Source organism: Amorphus sp. MBR-141 (assembly GCF_053628695.1).
Window position 1 is genome coordinate 145,598 of sequence record NZ_JBRJGW010000001.1, and the last position, 18,638, is coordinate 164,235.

The following is an 18,638-nucleotide window of genomic DNA, read 5'->3' on the forward strand; positions in this document are numbered from 1 at the left end:
CCCGGCAGCTTGCCGGCAATCGGCAGCCCGGGACCGGATCAAACCGGCCGGATGTGTCGTCGCGGTGACAGTGCGGGCCGCGCCGGCCGGCTCATTCGGGGACGACGGGCTTGGCGTTCCAGATCTCGCTGGCGTACTCGCGGATGGTGCGGTCGGCCGAGAACCAGGCCATGTGCGCGGTGTTCAGCACCGACTTGCGCCACCACAGCGCCGGGTCCTTCCACTCGTTGCCGACGTGCACCTGCATCGCCCGGTACGCCTCGAAGTCGGCGGTGACCATGAAGTAGTCGTGATGGGTCAGCGCGTTGACGAGGTCGCGGTAGCGGTCCGGCTGGTCGGGCGAGAACACCCCCATGGTGATCTGGTCGAGGGCCTCCGACAGGTGGCGCGAGGCGGCGATGGTCTCCACCATGCTCAGCCCCTGGGCGCGGCGCTCGGCCACTTCGTCGGCGGTCATGCCGAAGATGTAGATGTTCTCCGGCCCGACGCGGTCGCGGATCTCCACGTTGGCGCCGTCCAGCGTGCCGATGGTCAGCGCGCCGTTGAGGGCGAACTTCATGTTGCCGGTGCCCGACGCCTCCATGCCCGCCGTGGAGATCTGCTCGGAGAGGTCGGTGGCCGGGATGATCGTCTCCGCCAGGCTGACGTTGTAGTTCTCCAGGAACACGATCTTCAGCTTGCCGCGCACCGTCGGGTCGGCGTTGACCATCTTGGCGACGTCGCAGGCGAGCTTGATGATCAGCTTGGCGACGTCGTAGCTGGCCGCCGCCTTGCCGGCGAAGATCTTCACCCGCGGCCGCCAGTCGTGCATCGGGTTGGAGCGGATCGCGTCGTAGAGCGCCACCGCGTCGAGGATGTTCATCAGCTGGCGCTTGTATTCGTGGATGCGCTTGATGTGCACGTCGAACAGCGCGTCCGGGTCGAGGGTGATGCCGACGCGCTCCTTCACCAGCGCCGACAGCGCCACCTTGTTCTGCCGGCGAATGCGCGCCGCCTCCTCGCGGAAGCCGGCGTCGTCGGCGAACGGCGCCAGCTCGATCAGCGCCTCGTGGTCGTCGAGGAAGCGGTCGCCGATGGCGTCGCGGATCAGCCGGGTCAGCCCCGGGTTCGACTGGAACAGCCAGCGGCGGAAGGTGATGCCGTTGGTCTTGTTGACGATGCGGTCCGGATAGAGCCGGTTGAGGCCGCTGAAGATGGTCTTGCCGACCAGGTCGGTGTGCAGCGCCGACACGCCGTTGATCTTGTGGGAGCCGACGAAGGCGAGGTTGCCCATCCGCACGGCGCGCCCGTTGGCCTCGGAAATCAGCGACGCTTCGCCCAGCAGCGCGCCGTCGTCGCCGAAGGTCGCCCGGATGTGGTCGAGCTCGAAGGCGTTGATCAGGTAGATGATCTGCATGTGCCGCGGCAGCATGCGCTCCATCAGCGGCACCGGCCAGGTCTCCAGCGCCTCCGGCAGCAGCGTGTGGTTGGTGTAGGAGAGCGTCGCCCGTGTGACGTCCCAGGCCTTCGCCCACGGCACCTCGTGGACGTCGACCAGCAGCCGCATCAACTCCACCACGGCGATCGCCGGATGGGTGTCGTTCATCTGGATGGCGGCGTGGTCGGCCAGCTTCTCCAGCGGCAGGCCCTGCTGGACGTGGCGGCGGATGAGGTCCTGCAGCGAGGCGGAGGTGAAGAAGAACTCCTGGCGCAGCCGGAGCTCCTGGCCGGCCGGATTGGAGTCGGAGGGGTAGAGCACCTTGGAGATCGATTCGGCCTTGGCGCGCGCCGACAGGGCGCCCACGTGGTCGCCGCGGTTGAATTCCTCCAGGCTGATCGGGTCGACCGAGCGGGCTGCCCAAAGGCGCAGCGTGGCCACGTAGTCACCGCGCCAGCCGACGATCGGGTTGTCGTAGGCCACCGCGCGCACCGTCTCCCCGGGCTTCCAGGTGCGGGCGCCCAGATGGTGGGCGTCGTGGGGCGCCTCGACGGTGCCGCCGAAGCCGATCTCGTAGGCGACCTCGGGCCGCTTGAACTCCCACGGCGTGCCGTTGGCCAGCCAGTCCTCCGGCAGCTCGCGCTGGAAGCCGTCGGGAAGCGCCTGGCGGAACAGGCCGTGGTCGTAGCGGATGCCGTAGCCGAAGCCGGCGATGCCCAGCGACGCCATGCTTTCCACGAAGCAGGCGGCGAGGCGGCCGAGGCCGCCGTTGCCCAGCGCCGCGTCGGGTTCCAGCTTGCGGACGGTGTCGAGGTTGGTCCCCAGCGTCTCCAGCGCGCCGGCGATCGCGTCGGCGTAGCCGAGATTGTAGGCCGCCTCGTAGAGCTGCCGGCCGATCAGGAATTCCAGCGACAGGTAGTAGACCCGCTTCGCCGACTGCTTGTAGGTCGCCCGCGTCGCCGGGATCCAGCTGTCGACGATGCGGTCGCGCACGGCCAGCGCGGTGGCCATGTACCAGTCGTGCGGCTCGGCATGTTCCGGGTCCTTGCCGACCTGGTAGACGAGCTTGGCGATGATGCGGATCTGCCAGAACTCGGGGCGATGCGGGTCGTCGCCGGCGCGGCGCTGCGGCTGCGCTTCGGTCTCGTCACCCGGAGTGACGGGCTGGGCGGTCTCGGTCGAATGGTCTGTCATGGGGACTCGAATGATTGCGGCCGCGGGGGCGGCGTCTTCGAAGGTCAGGTCGGACGTGGCGGATTTCTGGCCCGTGCGTCGCGAAAGGGCAAGCCGCTCGCCCCCCCGCGAGCGGGTCTGTTTCGAAGGAATCCATTGTGGCCCCAAGCGGCGGAGGATGCTAGTTCGCCGGCTCGATTTCCGGGGGAGATGCATCCGGAATGGTACAGACCGCCAATCCGCCCGGCCGGCCGGTGCGTACCGTGGGCAGCCCGCGGTCCGGCACCGCGATGCCCCGCACCCCCGGCAAGGAGGATGATCATGAGCTTGCGCCCCTTCGCCCTGGCCTGCGCCATCCTCGTCGCGGTCACGGCCGCCGCCGCCGCCGCCGACGAGGCATGGACGGCCCTGCGCGACGGTGGGGTCGCGGTGATGCGCCATGCGCGGGCTCCGGGAACGGGTGATCCGCAGGACTTCCGGCTCGGCGACTGCGCGACCCAGCGCAATCTCTCCGCCGAGGGGCGCGCCCAGGCGGTGGCCATCGGCGCCCGCTTCCGGGCCGAGAACGTGGAGGTCGGCCAGGTCCTGCATTCGCGCTGGTGCCGGGCCCGCGACACCGCGCAGCTCGCCTTCCCGGATCTGGCCGAGCCGGAGCCGGCGCTCGATTCCTTCTTCCAGGACCGCGCCTCGCGGGATGCCCAGACCGCGGCGGTGCGCGAGATCGTGCGGCGATGGCGCGGCCCGGGCGCGCTGGTGCTGGTGTCGCACCAGGTGAACGTGACGGCGCTCACCGGCGTCTTCCCCCGCGAGGGCGAGGCCGTGGTGCTGAAGCCGGGTCCCGGCGGCGGCGAGGTGGTCGGCCGGCTCCGGCTGTGAAGCGCGTCCCACCACGGCTGGAGCTGGACCATCGGCGACAACATCGAGCTCACCGGCGCGCTCGTCGCCGGCCGCTTTATTGCGTTTGGCGGCGGCTGAGGGCGGAACGAATCGAAGGATCGCGATTTTAACGATCGGCGGTCGTGTTTTTGCCCGAAGCGCGCATTACCTGTTCGTAAGACGAACGTGGAGCTCGACACCGACGGGCCGCGACGGGACGCGGTCTGAACCCTTCAGGGAGGGACGTCATGGTGGACCATCTGCAGCAGGAAGCATCCGTCGGCGCCAGGGCGACCAACGCCTGGCCGGTAAAGGCAAGCTACCTTCGCGCGCTCACCGACCTCGGAATGTCGGACGTTCAGATCGCCCGTTACTTCAAGGTCTCGCCGGCGGCTGTGTCGACCCTTCGCTCTTCCGTGCAGGACGGATCCTGATCCCGGCGGTTTTCGGCCGTGTCCGGTTGTGGCTCGATCCGCTTCGGCCGGCGCGGGCGCGCCGGTGCTCGAATCTGTTCCGATCGGGCGGGCCCAGGGATCGATGCGAAATGGCGCCGGATTCAGTTCGGTCGCGCCGTTCCCTTTCCTCGGATCAGTTCGATCCGAACCGGAAATGGGACGGTGCTGAGAATCTGACGCCGGGTGCACGCATGGTCTGGGCGGGGGCGGCCTCGTGGTGGACAGGTCTCGACTCCGCGGGCAAGTTCGGAAGCTGCCGTTCTTTGCTGCATCCACGAACGCGGCTCGGATGAGCCCGCCCGGAGGTCTTGTGACGACCGAATTTCCCCATGGTACCGTCCACGAGGCAGGTGCGGACCTGCAGGCAGCCGTGCGATCGGATCCGAAGGTCCTGACGCTCTGGGAAAACCTGACTCCGCTCGGACGGAATGAGTTCATCTGCTGGGTCGATGACGCGAAACAGGCAAAGACGCGTCAACGTCGCATTGAGCGGACCCGTGAAGAGCTCCTGGAGGGAAAGAAGCGACCTTGCTGTTGGGCGGGCTGCATCCATCGCACCGACAAGGCGCCGGGCCGATGGCAGCAGGCAGTCCTGATCGACAAGCAGGGAAAGGCCCGCTCCTAGAGCCTTTTCCGATCAGGTGGACTTACCTGATCGATAAGAAACGGCTCCAGATTCGATCCCTTGAGCAGTTCCTTTTCGTCCGGATCGCTTCGATCTGAACGGGAAATGCTCTGGACGGCCCTGCACGTAAACGTCGCCGGTTCAGCTCACCCGCAACAGTCACCGCATCCCACCCGGGATGCGCTCTTCCATGCGGGCCAGGGCGTCGGATTCTGCCGCCAGGAAGCGCCGGCCTCTTGAACCTGATGCCATCGACCGGCGTCCGATATTTCGGCTTGATTTGGAAGTGTTCATTTCCTAATTGAGCGTCATGCACGTTGCTTCCACCCCCCACGCCCGCCGCGGTCCAGGCCGTCCCCGCGCGTTCGATGTCGACGCCGCGCTCGATGCCGCGCTGCTGGTCTTCCGCGAGCGCGGCTATCACGGCGCCTCGCTCGCCGAACTCGGCGAGGCGATGAAGCTCACGCCGGGCAGCATCTACAAGGCGTTCGCCGACAAGCGGGCGGTCTTCCTGGCCGCGTTCGACCGCTACAAGGCGGTGCGCGACGGCCAGATCCGCGCGGCGATTGCGGCGGAGGGGTCCGGATTTGCGAAAGTGCGGGGGCTGTTGCGCTCCTATGCCGACCTCTCCCACGACGAGGAAGGGCGGCGCGGCTGCCTGGTGACGGGCAGTGCCGTGGAGATTGCCGCGTTCGATCCGCAGATGGCCGAAAAGGTCGCTGCCGCCCTGGCGCGGATCGAGACGCTTCTGAGGGAACTCATCCGGGAAGGGGTCGCCGACGGGTCGATCGATCCTACCGTCGACGTGGACGCCGCCGCCGCACACCTTCTGTGCGTGCTGCAGGGGTTCCGGGTCGTCGGCAAGGTCGGCCGGGACCGCTCGTACATGATGGACGCGGCGGACCAGGCGTTGAAGGCGCTGCCCCGGCCCTGATCTGGCCGGCGGCGCGGTGCGCCGCGCCGGCTTCGTTCGCACCGTCTTCCCGAGACCGGAAGGCCGCCGCCTTCCGACTGGAGCTTCCCTTGGCACACGTCACGCGTTCGCCTGCCGATGTCCCGGACACCGCCGAGCTGCCGGGCTGGCTCATCGGCCTCCTTGCCGCCACCTGCGGGCTGGTCGCCGCCAACATCTACTATTCCCAGCCGCTGGTCGGCGTCATCAGCGCGTCGCTCGATCTGCCGCCGGCGCTGGCCGGCCTGATCGTGTCGCTCACCCAGATCGGCTACGGCGTCGGCCTGTTCTTCGTCGTGCCGCTGGCCGACCTGTTGGAAAACCGGCGGCTGGTGGTGACGCTGCTTTTGGCCGCCATCGTCGCCCTTCTCGCCGCCGCCCTGTCGACGGCCGCGGCCCCCTTCCTGGTCTCCGCGCTGCTGATCGGCATCGCCTCGGTCTCCGTTCAGGTGCTGGTGCCCTATGCCGCCCATCTGGCGCCGAAGGCCCAGCACGGGCGGGTCGTCGGCACGATCATGAGCGGGCTGATGTTCGGCATCATGCTCGCCCGGCCGGTCGCCAGCTTCATCACCAGCCTGATCTCCTGGCACGCGGTCTTCCTGTTCTCCGCGATCGTTCTGAGCATCCTCGTCGTCGTGCTGCGGATCGTCCTGCCGCCGCGCCACCCCCAGGCGAAGCTGGGCTACGGCCAGCTGCTGGCCTCCATGGGCGGCCTGATCCTGAGGACGCCCGATCTGCAGCGCCGGGCCTTCTACCAGGCCTGCATGTTCGGGGCGTTCAGCCTGTTCTGGACGACGGTGCCGCTGCTTTTGACCGATGTCTTTCACCTGACCCAGGCGGGCATCGCGCTGTTCGCGCTGGCTGGCGTCGCCGGCGTCTTCGCGGCGCCGATCGCCGGCCGGGTGGCCGACCACGGTCTCGTCCGGGGCGCCACCTGCGTGGCGCTGGTGCTCGGCGCGGCCGCCGCCGTCCTCGCCTATCTGGGCGCCACCCCCACGGCCGCCGGGCTTGCCGTGCTGGTCGCCGCCGCGATCCTCATCGATTTCGGCATGGCGGCGACCATGGTGCTCGGCCAGCGGGTGATCTTCTCGCTGCAGCCGGAGATCCGCGGACGCCTCAACGGGCTCTACATGACCGCCTTCTTCCTCAGCGGCGCCGTCTTCGCGGGGCTGGGGGCGTGGACCTATGCGGTCGGCGGCTGGGGGCTCGCCATGCTCGTCGCCGGCACCCTGCCGGTCGTCGCGCTGGCCGGACTGGCGCTGCTCGAAGGCCGGCCCGGCAGGGCGGCCGCCGATGTGACGGAGGCCTGCTGACCGGCTCCGCGCCCGCCGTCAGGCGCTACCGATCAGGATGCCGACCGCAAACACCAGCGCGCCGCCCAGCACGATCTGCATGGCGGCGCGCATGAACGGCGTCTCCATGAACTTCCAGCGGATCCAGGCGATCGCCCACAGCTCGAAGAACACCACGACGATGGCGATCGCCGTGGCGGTCCAGAAGTGGGGGATCAGATAGGGCAGGGCGTGACCCAGGCCGCCGAGGGTGGTCATCAGCCCGCAGGCGATGCCGCGCTTCAGCGGTGCGCCGCGCCCGGTGATCACCCCGTCGTCCGACAGCGCCTCGGTCAGCCCCATCGAGATCCCGGAGCCGAGCGCGGCGGCGAGGCCGACGAGGAAGGTCGAGTACGAACTCTGCGTCGCGAACGCCGCCGCGAACACCGGCGCCAGCGTCGACACCGAGCCGTCCATCAGCCCGGCCAGGCCCGGCTGCACGTAGGTCAGCACGAAGCGGCGATGCGAGACGGCGTCCTCGGCGTTGCGGGCCGACGGGGTGAGGTTCTTCTCCGCCAGCTGGCCGGCCCGGCTGACGTGCTCGGTCTCGGCGGCGGCAAGCTCGCTCAACAGCGCCTTCACGGCCGGGTCGGTGGCCCGCCCGGCGGCGGCCACGTAGAAGTTGCCGGCGTCCACCTCCATGATCTCGGCTTCGGCCCGCACCCGCTCCAGGCCGAGATTCTCGACCAGCCAGATCGGGCGCCGGGAATAGTAGCCGGCGACGTCGGAGCGGCGGATCGGCAGGATCACCTCGCCGAAGCGCCTGTGGTAGAGCTCGACGAGGCGCCGGTGGTGCTCCTTTTCCTCCTCCGCCATGCCGTCGAACACTGCGGCGGAGGCCGGAAATTCGCCGCGCAGGTGCTCGGCGAAGGTCTGGTAGATCTCCCGGTCCTCCACCTCGGAGGAAATGGCCAGCGCAAGGATCTCGCGCTCGGACAGCTCGCTGAAGCGGCGGCGGGTTGAAAAGCCGGGGATCATGGGCGCATCGGTCCTGTCTGGTGGTGAAACGGCGGGCCGTCAGACGCGCGTCCTCTGAGCCTGCCGGTCGGCGGGCGACAGCGGATCGGCGGGCCGACCGGGCAGCCCTCGGCGCTTCCGCCAATGTCCGCCCGCCGGATCGTGCCGGCGCCGAACGCGAAGACGACCCAGTCTGGAATAGTTCTTGATTATGAAGGTAGCGCAACGGCGGCCCCGCACAAGGCCCCGGCGGGCCCGGGCCGGCCGCGTCGTCGGGCCGCCGATGCGGGTCTAGCGCCGGGCGAGCGTGGTCGGGCGGTCGCGCCAGGGCGGCGACACGCGGTGGCCGAGCCACAGGATGGCGCAGTCGCCAGCCTTTTCCACCAGCCCGGATCCGGACACGATCGTATTGCCGTAGAAGCGGGCCTGGGCGTCCATGAAGTCGGTGGGCGAATAGGCGACCTTGGGCGTCGTCCCGCAGTAGCCGCCGATGAAGAAGCCGCTGTCCGATCCGGTGACCACGGCCTCGCAGCTGTCCTCGAACTGCCGGCACTCGGCCTGGGCGGCGGCGCGCGCCTCCGCCTCGGAGCGCGCCGCGATGATCCAGCTCCGCCCCTTCGGTCCGACGGCCATGGCGGCGTAGCCCCACGGCGCATCGTTCTGCACCTGATCGGGGGAGCCGGACGGGTACATGCCCCTTGGTTCGCTCAGCGCCGGATTCATCGAGTACTGCGCCGAGACGGTGTTCAACCCGCTGCCGAGGAGAAGGGCCGCGCCGACCATCGCCAATCGCTTCATGAGAAGTCCCCCAGTCTTTGCCGCCCCAAGGTCGGGACCGCCCTCTTGTTCGCGCGCCCCGTCCCGCGCGTCCGATCAGGGCTCGCGGGCGGCGAATATTAGCGATCCCTTAGCCGGCTCGGCAAGGAATCGTTAACGATTGCGGCCGGGGACGGGCGGTGGGGCCGACAGCTGCGCGCAGGCTGCGCACCAGAGCGCAGAAGAGGTGTGCTTTGGCTGCGCTTTCGGCGGAATCGCGCAGTTTGGTGCAGGTTTGGTGCGCTTTGGTGCGCAGCTGCGCACGCGCCTCACCTGTGCGCAGAAATCGTCGTTCTTTTCAGGTGCTTGCGCAGCGGAGCCAGCACCATGACCAGGCTCAGCAGCAGGATCCCGACGCAGATCGGCCGTTCCAGCAGGATCATCGGGCTGCCGTCGCCGAGGCTGAGCGTCTCGCGCAGCCGGTTCTCGATGATCGGGCCGATGACGACGCCCATCACCAGCGCCACCAGCGGCCAGCCGAGCCGCAGCAGCACGTAGCCGACCACGCCCGCCGCCAGCGCCACGCCGCAGTCGAAGAAGCGCGTGTTGACGGCGTAGATGCCGACCATGGAGAGGGCGATGACCCCCACCGCGATGATCTCCTTCGGCACCTTCACGATGAGGGCGAACGGCCTCAGCCAGATCGCCAGCACGGCGAAAGAAACGATGTTGATCAACAACATGGACCAGTAGAGGGTCGAGATCAGCACCGGTTCCTTGATGAGGAGGAGCGGGCCCGGGTAGATGCCGTTGAGGGTGAAGACGCCGAGCAGCAGGGCGCTCAGGGCCTCGCCGGGGATGCCGAGCGTCAGCAGCGGGATAAGGGCGCCGGCGGGCACGGCGTTGTTGCCGGCCTCCGCGGCGATGCAGCCCTCCGGCGTGCCCCGGCCGAACTCCTCCGGGTGCGGCGAGCGGCGCTTGGCGACGTCGTAGGCGACGAACGAGGCGAGCACCGAGCCGGGGCCCGGCAACAGGCCGATGAAGGTGCCGATCACCCCGGAGCGGATCAGCGTCCGCCAGTAGCGCAGAACCTTGATGATCTGGCTGAAGTCGAGGCTGCCGCGGCTGAGGTTGAGCCGGTCGGTCTTGAGGATGCCCTGTTCCAGCAGCAGCAGCGCCTGACCGATGCCGAACAGGCCGAGGACGACGGCGACGAGGTCGAGGCCGTTCTGCATCTCCCAGATGCCGAAGGTGAAGCGCGGGCTGAGGGTCGGGCCGTCGATGCCGACCGTCGACAGCCAGAAGCCCAGCCCGATCAGCAGCACCGCCTGGCCGAGCTTTTCCCGGAACGAGACGGCGACCAGCAGGATGCCGAACACGGCGACGGCCAGGAATTCCGGCGGGCCGAAGCTCGCCGCCACCTGGGACAGCAGCGGCGCCAGCGCCACCAGGATCACGATCGAGACCAGCCCGCCGCCCAGCGAGCCGACGAGGGCGGCGGACAGGGCGGTCTGCGCCTCGCCGCGCTCGGTCAGCGGGAAGCCGTCGAAACTGGTGACGATGGACGAGGGGACGCCGGGCACCCGGATCAGCACGGCCGGCACCGCGCCGCCGAAATAGCCGCCGCAGAACACGCCGAGCAGCAGCGACAGCGCCACGTCAGGGGCGAGCTGGAAGGTGAACGGCAGCAGCACCACCATGCCGACCAGCGGGCCGAGGCCGGGCAGCACGCCGACGATGATGCCGATGACCGAGCCGATCACCAGCGCGACGAGGTTGTCCGGCGTGAAGGCCGCCAGGAAGCCTGCGGAAATGATGTCCACGCCTCAGCCTCCGGCGATCGCCGACCACAGGGCCGGGGTCGGGAACCAGATGTCGAGGGCGGTCACGAAGGCGAGGTGGAGGACGACGGTCGTCCCGATCGCCGTGGCGACGGCGCGCAGCGGGCGCCTGGGATTGGTGACGAGCAGCCCCGCCAGCATGAACCCCAGCGTCGCCGCGTCGAGGCCGGCCCAGGCGATCGCCGGGGCGTAGAGGCAGGCGAGCGCGAACAGCGCGATGGCCCGCCCGGGCACGCCGCGGCCGTCGACGTGCCAGCTGCGCCCGTGGTCGGTGACGAGGCGGATCATCGCGGGCAGCGCGCCGGCGATGGCAATGGCCAGCGCGATCAGCGGAAAGATCAGCGGCCCCTTGTAGAACGGGTCGGGCCCCGAGCTGTCGACGAGGGAGGGGGCGGCCAGCAGCACCCCCGCCGCCGCAACGCCCACGGCAGCGGCAACCGCGTCGGAGGTGCGGGAGGGGCGCTCACGCGCCGCGTCCGCGTCCGTGTCGGCACTGTCGGTCATGGCTGCCGGTCTCGTGCGCTACTGGATGATGCCGAGGGTCTTCATGATCGCGCCGAACTCGGTGAGTTCCTGGTCCATGCGTGCGCGGGCCTCGTCCGGTCCGGTCTTGATCGGCACGACGCCGACGTTCTCGATCACCGTCTGCACCTCGGGGTTCTCCATGGCGGAGAAGAAGGCGTCGGAGAGCCTGGCGACGATCTCGGGGTCGGTCCCCTTCGGCACGAAGGCGCCGAACCAGATCGCGTAGGCGTCGCCGTAGCCCTGTTCGGCCACCGTCGGCACGTCCGGGTAGGCTGGGACGCGGTTCGGCAGCATGGCCGCCAGCAGCTTCATCTTGTCGGCCTCCACGTAATCGGTGAGGCCCGGCGTGGAGAAGGTGATGACGTCGGCGTCGCCCTGCACGACCAGCAGCGGGTTGAGCTTGTCGTAGGCCGTTTCCTTCCACTTGAAGCCGCCCACGTCGGCCGCCTTCATGGCGATCAGCGTCGGCACGGCACCGAGGCCCCAGTGGGCGAGGCGGACGTCGTGGTCCTTGGCGTATTCCGACAGCTCCTGGAGGTTGTCGTAGGGGGCGTCGGCGCGCGCGGCGAGGGTGAACGGGCTCGCCCAGACCAGGCCGAGGGGCTGCAGGTCCTGGTTCTTGTAGGGCGTCTTGCCGCGAATGACCTGGGTGATCATCGGGCCGATGGAGATGAGGCCGATGGTGTAGCCGTCGGGCCGCGAGCGGGCGAGTTCGGCGGTCGCCAGCACGGCGCCGCCGCCCGGCTTGTTGACGACTTTCACCGGCACGCCGAGCTCCTCCGACATCACCGGGGCGATGGCGGTGGCGACCAGCGTCGACGGGTCGTTCGGCGCCGGCCACGGGATCATGATCTGGATCGGTTTGTCGGGCCATTCGGCGGCGGCCGCGCCGGTCATCAGGGCAAGGGCGGCAAGCGCGCCCAGGACTGTTCTGGCTTTCATCGTCGGTTTCCTCCCGGTTGTCAGACGCCCGTCTTCGAGGGCTTTCGCTTTGCTGCCGTCGTGTCGCCGGCCTCGACGTCGGCGCGCTGCACCATGTGCGGCTGCAGCTTGTCGAGGAGGCGGATGAAGGTCTCGGTCTCGGCGGCGGACAGGGCGGCGAGGATCCGGTCGTTGCCCCTGAGCGCCTTGGCCAGCAGCACGCCGTGCAGGTCTCGTCCGGCCGGGGTGAGGCTGAGCCGGCTCACCCGCTGGTCGCCGGTGTCGACCCGGTTCTGCACGAAGCGGCGATCGACGAGGGCCTTCACGAGGCGGCTGAGCTGTCCCTTGTCGAGCTGCAGCTCGTGCACCACGTCGCCGAACTTCACCGGCTCGAGCGCGGCGATGATGCCGAGAACGCGCCATTCGCGCAGGCTCACCCCGTGCTCGGCCTTCATCCAGCTCTGGCCCACCCGGTCGTTGGCGGCGGCCAGCATGGCGACGCGGAAGGCGACGAGATCGCGGATGTCCGCGATCTCGGGATGTTTCCCCCCCGGCCGGGCCGGGCCCTTTGCGGCGGCGGCGTCCAACGCTATTCCTCTCCCGTCCCGAGGCTTCGAGGCACTCGCTTGTTGCAGCCATGCTTGACGAGCTTGTTGTCTTTGTCAACTAATCGGGAGAGATCGCCCTTTCCAGGAGGATGCATGACCGGTCGACGCAACGTGCTGTGGATCATGTGTGACCAGCTGCGCCACGACTACCTGGGCTGCGCCGGCCACCCGACCATCAAGACGCCCAACATCGACGCGCTGGCGGCGCGCGGGGTGCGGTTCGCCAACACCTTCGTGCAGTCGCCGATCTGCGGGCCGTCGCGGATGAGCTTCTACACCGGGCGCTACGTCCACTCGCACGGCGCGACCTGGAACGGCGTCCCGCTCAGGGCCGGCGAGCCGACGCTCGGCGATCACCTGCGCGCCGAGGGCGTGCGGACCGTGCTGGTCGGCAAGACCCACATGAAGGCCGACATCGAGGGGATGATGCGGCTCGGCATCGATCCAGAAACCGAGATCGGCGTGCGGATCTCCGAGTGCGGCTTCGAGCCCTACGAGCGCGACGACGGGCTGCACCCGTACGGCGGCTACGACAGCGGACCGCGCTACGACGATCATTTGCGGGAGAAGGGCTACGAGGGCGAGAACCCCTGGGAGGACTGGGCGAACTCGGCGGAAGACGCCGACGGCTCGATCCTGTCGGGCTGGCTGCTCTCCCATGCGGACAAGCCGGCGCGCATCGAGGAGCCGGATTCCGAGACGCCCTACATGACCGATCGGGCGATGGAGTTCATCCGCGACGCGAAGGCCGACGACCGGCCGTGGTGCCTGCACCTTTCCTACATCAAGCCGCACTGGCCCTACATCGCGCCGGCGCCCTACCACGACATGTACGGAGCCGATGACGTGGTGCCGCCGATCCGTTCGGAGGAGGAGCGCCGGGACCCGCATCCGGTCTACGGCTCGTACATGCAGGAGCGGGTGAGCAAGGCGTTTTCCCGCGACGAGGTCCGCGCGCGCGTCATCCCCGCCTACATGGGCCTGATCACCCAGATCGACGACCACGTCGGCCGGCTGATGGCCTTCCTTGACGAGGAGGGGCTGGCCGACGACACGCTGATCGTCTTCACCGCCGATCACGGCGACTATCTCGGCGACCACTGGCTCGGCGAGAAGGAGCTCTTCCACGACATGTCGGTGAAGATCCCGCTGATAGTGGTCGATCCGGCCGCCGAGGCGGATGCGACCCGGGGCACCGTCAGCGAGGCGATCGTCGAGGCCATCGACCTGGCGCCGACCTTCCTGGAGGTCTTCGGCGGCAAGCCGAAGCCGCACGTGCTCGAAGGCCGGTCGCTGCTGCCGCTCCTGCATGGCGAGACGCCTGCCTGGCGCAGCCACGCGATCAGCGAATGCGACTACGCGATGCGAAAGGCCCGGACCGACCACGGCCAGTCGGTCGCCGATTCGCGCATGTTCATGGTGTTCGATGGGCGCTGGAAATACGTCCATGCCGAAAACCTGCGTCCAATGCTGCACGACCTTGCGACGGACCCGGACGAGTTCGTCGACCTGGGCGCCGATCCGGCGTTCCAGGCCGAGCGGGACCGGCTGGAAGACGCCCTGGGCAAGTGGAGCCGGCGGCTGCACGGCCGCATCACGATGTCGGACGAGGCCATTGCCGCGCGCACGGGCGGCGAGCTCAGGGCCGGCATCCTGATCGGCTACTGGGACGAGGAAGAGGTGGCGGCCGCCCGGCACGAGCAGGGCGACGGGCCGCCGATGAGCTGAGCGGGGCGCTCAGAGCCTTTTCCGATCAGGTGGTGACACCTGATCGACAAGAAATGGCTCCAGATTCAATCCCTTGAGCAATTCCTTGTCGTTCAGATCGTTTCGATCTGAACGGGAAATGCTCAGTCGGGCCCGACCTTGCCCGAGCGCAGCTTCTTGACGGCGCCGCGCTTGGTCTTGGTGTCGACCCGGCGCCGTTTCGCGGCCTTCGACGGCTTGGTCTTCACCCGGAACGCCTGGCGCACCGAGGCTTCGCGCAGGAGCTCGACCAGCCGATCCACGGCATCGGCGCGGTTCAGCTCCTGGGTGCGGTGGCGCATGGCCTGGATGACGATGACGCCGTCCTTGGTGAGGCGGCTGCCGGCCAGCCGTTCGGCCTTCGCCCGCACATAGTCCGGCAGCGATGGCGAGTGGCGGATGTCGAAGCGCAGCTGGACGGCGCTCGACACCTTGTTGACGTTTTGGCCGCCGGGGCCAGCCGCGCGCACGAAGGCCACCTCGATTTCCGCCGGGTCGATGGCGATGTGGTCGGTGATGGCGATCATCGTGCCGATACGCTGTTGCGGGGGCGCTCGCCGCCGCGCGCGGCGAATGGCTTTCCAACGGCTATCAGCCCGGCGGCCGGGGTCAAGATACGCCAGTGCCGTTCGACGGACCGAGTGGTCCTGGTCCGAACGGTCGGACCGCCGACGGCGCGCCAGAATCCGGGCGAAACGCGAAAAAAAAGACCCGCCGGGGCAGTCCCCGGCGGGTCGCGTCGTCTGTCCGATCGTTCGTGTCTTATTCGGCGGCGCGGCTGTCCGGCAGGTCGCCGTCGCCGTCCGGAGCATCCGGACCGCGCGCCGGGTCGAGGAAGTCCGCGCCGATCGGACCGGCATCGTGCGCGTCGGTCCCGTCGGGCTCGGCCAGGCCGCTGTCCGCCAGGCTGGAGCCGGCGAGGCCGGAGTCGATCAGACCGGCATCCGCCGGCAACGCGGCCGGGACACCAAAAGTGATGACGAAGCCGGAGTCGGGCCCGACATCGATCGCCATGTGGTCGAGGTTCTCCTCGTCGGTCATCCGGTTGAGGATTTCCGTGGCGATCGCCGGCCTGAGCGTGCGGTTGATGATGTGGTCGATGTTGCGGGCGCCGGTCTCCACCTCGGTGCAGCGGGCGGCGATCAGGTTGGCCACCGCGTCGGTGTAGCTGAGGTCGATCTTCTGGCTCTCGCGCAGCTGGCGCACCAGCTTGTTGAGCTTGAGCCGGACGATGCCGACCAGCGGCGAGCCGACGAGCGGATAGAACGGCACGATCTGCATGCGGGCGAGCAGCGCCGGCTTGAAGTGGCGCGACAGCTCCGGCCGGATCGCCTCCACCAGTTCGTCCACCGAGGGCTTCACCTCCTCCAGGCCCATCTGGGTGAGGGTGTCGGTCGCCAGGTTCGAGGTCAGGATGACGATGGTGTTCTTGAAGTCGATGATGCGGCCTTCGCCGTCCGACAGGGTGCCCTTGTCGAACACCTGGTAGAACAGGTTCATCACCTCCAGATCCGCCTTCTCGACCTCGTCGAGGAGGACCACCGAGTACGGGCGCTGGCGCACCGCCTCGGTGAGGATGCCGCCTTCGCCGTAGCCGACGTAGCCGGGGGGCGAGCCGACCAGCTTCGACAGCGTGTGCTTCTCCTGGAACTCCGACATGTTGATGGAGGTGAGGAAGCGCTCGCCGCCGAACAGCACGTCGGCAACCGCGGTGGCGAGCTCGGTCTTGCCGACGCCCGACGGGCCGACCAGCAGGAACACGCCCATCGGCTGGCCGGGGTTGTTGAGGCCGGCCTTGGCGGCGCGGACGCCCTCGTCGATGGCGCCGATCGCCTGGTCCTGGCCGATGACGCGCTCCTTGAGGCGGTCGGCGAGGGTGAGGATCGCGGCGGACTCGTCGCGCACCATCCGGCCGACCGGGATGCCCGTCCAGTCGGAGATGACCTGGCCGACGACGTCCGGGGAGACCTCGTAGGTGAGCAGCGGGTCGTGGCCCTGGACGGCGGCGAGGTCGGCGATCCGCGCCTTCAGGCGCTCGATGTGCTCGCGGCGCTCGTCGGCGGTGAGCGGCGCGTCGGCGTCGTCCGGGGCGGCGGCGTCGGGCGCGGCCTCCGGCGGGGTGTCGCCGGTCGCCTCGGCCTTTGTCTCTTCCAGCAGCTTCTTCTCGGCCTCCTCGACGGAGCCGCCGATGCCGAGCGATTCGCGCAGCGACAGGATCTCCTCGATGAGGCCGCGCTCCTTGTCCCAGCGCTCGGTCAGCGCGGCCGCCTCGTCGCGCAAGCGCGCGATGTCGGCCTCGAGCTCGGGGATCAGGTCGGCGTCGGTGCCGATGTAGGAGGCCTCGTCGCGCTGCACGGCGGAAAGCGCGCGCGCCAGCTCCTCGATGCGCCGCTCGGTGCCGTCGAGGCGGGCGGGCTTGGAGGAGATCGACAGCTTCACCCGGGCCGACGCGGTGTCGAGCACGTCGACGGCCTTGTCGGGCAGCTGGCGGCCGGAGAGGTAGCGCGCCGACAGCCGGGCGGCGGCGACGACGGCGTCGTCGCGCACGTACACGCCGTGGCTCTTCTCGTAGATGTTGCGCAGGCCGCGGATGATGGTGACGGCCTGGTCGGGGGTCGGCTCGTCGAGCTTGACCAGCTGGAAGCGGCGGGCGAGGGCCGCGTCCTTCTCGAAGTATTTCTTGTACTCGCTCCAGGTGGTGGCGGCGATCGTCTTCAGCTCGCCGCGGGCCAGCGCCGGCTTCAGCAGGTTGGCCGCGTCGGAACCGCCGGCCGAGCCGCCGGCGCCGATCATCATGTGCGCCTCGTCGATGAACAGCACGATCGGCTTGGTGGAGGCCTTCACCTCGTCGATGATGCCCTTCAGGCGGTTCTCGAACTCGCCCTTCACGCCGGCGCCGGCCTGCAGCATGCCGAGGTCGAGGCCGACCAGCTCGACGTCCTTCAGGAAGGCGGGGACGTCGCCGTTGGCGATCTTCAGGGCGAGGCCCTCGACGACGGCGGTCTTGCCGACGCCGGGCTCGCCGACGCAGATCGGGTTGTTCTTCCGGCGGCGGCCGAGGATGTCGATCATCTGCTGGATCTCGCGATCGCGGCAGAAGACCGGGTCGATGCGGCCGGCGCGGGCCTGGTCGGTGAAGTTGATGGCGAAGCGGCCGAGGGCGCTGTCCTCGGAGATGCCGGATTTCGCGGCGGCGGCGGCGCTGGCCGGGGTGCTGCCGGGGGCGGAGGCCTGGGTCGACAGGCTGCCGGCGGTTTCCTCCGAGCCGTCGGTCAGCTCGTGGAAGCGGCGCTTGGCCTCGCGGGCGGCGATCGGCTCGATCAGCGGATACCAATCGGCGCCGCCGTAGCGGCCAGGGGTCTGCAGCAGCGCAATCAGCAGCGCGCCGGAGCGGATCTCACCCAGATTGAGCTCGACGGAGGACACCAGCCAGCCGTCGGTGAGCAGTTCGATCAGCAACGGCGCGAACACCGGGCGGCCAGAATTGCCGCTGCGCAGCTGTTCGACCGAGCGCTGCAGGGCGCGGCGCAGGGTGGCGGGATCGATGTCGAAGCCGCGCAGCATCGCCTGCACGTCGCGGTTCTGGTCGTCCACCATCACCAGCAACAGGTGATCGATGGTGACTTCGTAGTGGGAACTCGAAACGCACAGGCCGGAGGCCGTCTCGAGGCTGCGCTTCGTGTACGGGTTGAGCCGCGCGAAAAGCGCTTTCAGGTCGAGCTGCATCGTGATGGTCCTCCCCCGAAGGTCCGAAAGCCTAACATGAAAAACGCCCGCGCGATGACTCGCGCGGGCGGAATATCGTTTCGGTCACGTATGACCTCCAGAACCCGGGATCAGGAGCCCTGGTTCTTGTTGACGCTCGCCTGGACCGAGGACTTCAGGGCCTCGTGGTCGGCGGACTCGAAGGTGAACTGGATCACCATGATTTCCTGGACTTCACGCTGCATGCCCGGGGTCGTGCCGGTCATCAGGTCTTCCGGCGTGGAGCCGAACATGGACTTGAAGCCGGTGATGACGCCATTCTTGTAGGTGTGCTTGTAGTGGTTGTCCTTGCCGCCTTCCTTCTTGAGGCGGTAACGCTCGATGGTCACTTCGCTGAGCTGCTCGCCCGTGTCGAAGAGATCGCGGACCGAGGATTCCAGGGCGGTACCGCCGAGGACCGCGACTTCCACCGGGATGTAGACCGGGGTACCGGTCACCTGGCCCGACGTGCCACGCTCGATCTGGGCCTCTTCCTTGTACCACAGGACTGTCGCCTTGCCCTTGTAGGCATCGACGGCATGCGTCTCGTCGCTGTCCGAGGTGTTGGCCTTGCTCGTGACATCCCCCTTGGAGGAGCCCTTCATCGTCATGAAGAAATTCTGTTGCATTTTAGTTCTCCATTCCAACCATGATCGCCAGCAGGTGATCGTCACTTAGTATAGGAGATCGACTGTGACAACGCGCCAACAG

General features: G+C 68.7%; 16 protein-coding genes. 6 read left to right on the plus strand and 10 right to left on the minus strand.

Translation table 11 applies throughout. From position 1 onward, the window contains the following. Positions 1-91 precede the first annotated feature (91 nt). On the minus strand, positions 92-2,611 hold the full coding sequence (locus ACSSVZ_RS00645; RefSeq protein ID WP_453967662.1) for a glycogen/starch/alpha-glucan phosphorylase: 2,520 nt from the start codon (positions 2,609-2,611) through the stop codon (positions 92-94). A 300-nt stretch (positions 2,612-2,911) separates the two neighbouring features. Here ACSSVZ_RS00645 and ACSSVZ_RS00650 point away from each other — a divergent pair, with 300 nt between their 5' ends. The 5 genes from ACSSVZ_RS00650 to ACSSVZ_RS00670 all read left to right on the plus strand — a co-directional run bounded on the left by ACSSVZ_RS00650 (position 2,912) and on the right by ACSSVZ_RS00670 (position 6,811). Next, positions 2,912-3,466, plus strand: a complete 555-nt coding sequence (locus ACSSVZ_RS00650) for a histidine phosphatase family protein (protein ID WP_453967663.1) — start codon at positions 2,912-2,914, stop codon at positions 3,464-3,466. A 248-nt stretch (positions 3,467-3,714) separates the two neighbouring features. Further along, positions 3,715-3,900, plus strand: coding sequence for a hypothetical protein (locus tag ACSSVZ_RS00655; protein WP_453967664.1), 186 nt, complete (start codon positions 3,715-3,717; stop codon positions 3,898-3,900). A gap of 331 nt (positions 3,901-4,231) precedes the next feature. After that, a complete protein-coding gene (locus tag ACSSVZ_RS00660) occupies positions 4,232-4,546 on the plus strand; it encodes a YdeI/OmpD-associated family protein (RefSeq protein ID WP_453967665.1) in 315 nt (104 codons plus the stop codon). A gap of 310 nt (positions 4,547-4,856) precedes the next feature. Next, on the plus strand, positions 4,857-5,480 hold the full coding sequence (locus ACSSVZ_RS00665; RefSeq protein ID WP_453967666.1) for a TetR/AcrR family transcriptional regulator: 624 nt from the start codon (positions 4,857-4,859) through the stop codon (positions 5,478-5,480). Between the two features lie 89 nt (positions 5,481-5,569). Then, positions 5,570-6,811: an MFS transporter gene (locus ACSSVZ_RS00670; RefSeq protein WP_453967667.1), complete on the plus strand. Its 1,242-nt coding sequence runs from the start codon at positions 5,570-5,572 to the stop codon at positions 6,809-6,811. Between the two features lie 18 nt (positions 6,812-6,829). On the opposite strand, the gene mbfA is transcribed toward ACSSVZ_RS00670, so the two are convergent. The 6 genes from mbfA to ACSSVZ_RS00700 form a co-directional block, all read right to left on the minus strand. Further along, complete coding sequence (gene mbfA, locus ACSSVZ_RS00675) at positions 6,830-7,807, minus strand: iron exporter MbfA (protein WP_453967668.1); 978 nt, start codon at positions 7,805-7,807, stop codon at positions 6,830-6,832. A 270-nt stretch (positions 7,808-8,077) separates the two neighbouring features. Further along, positions 8,078-8,584, minus strand: a complete 507-nt coding sequence (locus tag ACSSVZ_RS00680; protein ID WP_453967669.1) for a hypothetical protein — start codon at positions 8,582-8,584, stop codon at positions 8,078-8,080. 287 nt (positions 8,585-8,871) lie between these two features. Further along, on the minus strand, positions 8,872-10,365 hold the full coding sequence (locus tag ACSSVZ_RS00685) for a tripartite tricarboxylate transporter permease (RefSeq protein ID WP_453967670.1): 1,494 nt from the start codon (positions 10,363-10,365) through the stop codon (positions 8,872-8,874). 3 nt (positions 10,366-10,368) lie between these two features. Next, positions 10,369-10,887, minus strand: coding sequence for a tripartite tricarboxylate transporter TctB family protein (locus ACSSVZ_RS00690; RefSeq protein ID WP_453967671.1), 519 nt, complete (start codon positions 10,885-10,887; stop codon positions 10,369-10,371). 18 nt (positions 10,888-10,905) lie between these two features. Further along, a complete protein-coding gene (locus ACSSVZ_RS00695) occupies positions 10,906-11,850 on the minus strand; it encodes a tripartite tricarboxylate transporter substrate binding protein (RefSeq protein ID WP_453967672.1) in 945 nt (314 codons plus the stop codon). Between the two features lie 20 nt (positions 11,851-11,870). After that, entirely contained in the window at positions 11,871-12,416 is a 546-nt protein-coding gene (locus ACSSVZ_RS00700) for a MarR family winged helix-turn-helix transcriptional regulator (RefSeq protein WP_453967673.1), read from the minus strand. A gap of 114 nt (positions 12,417-12,530) precedes the next feature. Between ACSSVZ_RS00700 and ACSSVZ_RS00705 the strand changes: the two genes are divergently transcribed. Further along, positions 12,531-14,165, plus strand: a complete 1,635-nt coding sequence (locus ACSSVZ_RS00705) for an alkaline phosphatase family protein (protein ID WP_453967674.1) — start codon at positions 12,531-12,533, stop codon at positions 14,163-14,165. A gap of 122 nt (positions 14,166-14,287) precedes the next feature. On the opposite strand, the gene arfB is transcribed toward ACSSVZ_RS00705, so the two are convergent. The 3 genes from arfB to ACSSVZ_RS00720 all read right to left on the minus strand — a co-directional run bounded on the left by arfB (position 14,288) and on the right by ACSSVZ_RS00720 (position 18,556). Further along, a complete protein-coding gene (arfB, locus tag ACSSVZ_RS00710) occupies positions 14,288-14,710 on the minus strand; it encodes an alternative ribosome rescue aminoacyl-tRNA hydrolase ArfB (protein WP_453967675.1) in 423 nt (140 codons plus the stop codon). Between the two features lie 235 nt (positions 14,711-14,945). Then, positions 14,946-17,909, minus strand: a complete 2,964-nt coding sequence (gene tssH, locus ACSSVZ_RS00715; protein WP_453967676.1) for a type VI secretion system ATPase TssH — start codon at positions 17,907-17,909, stop codon at positions 14,946-14,948. A 110-nt stretch (positions 17,910-18,019) separates the two neighbouring features. Beyond that, entirely contained in the window at positions 18,020-18,556 is a 537-nt protein-coding gene (locus ACSSVZ_RS00720; RefSeq protein WP_453967677.1) for a hypothetical protein, read from the minus strand. Between the last annotated feature and the right edge of the window lie 82 nt (positions 18,557-18,638).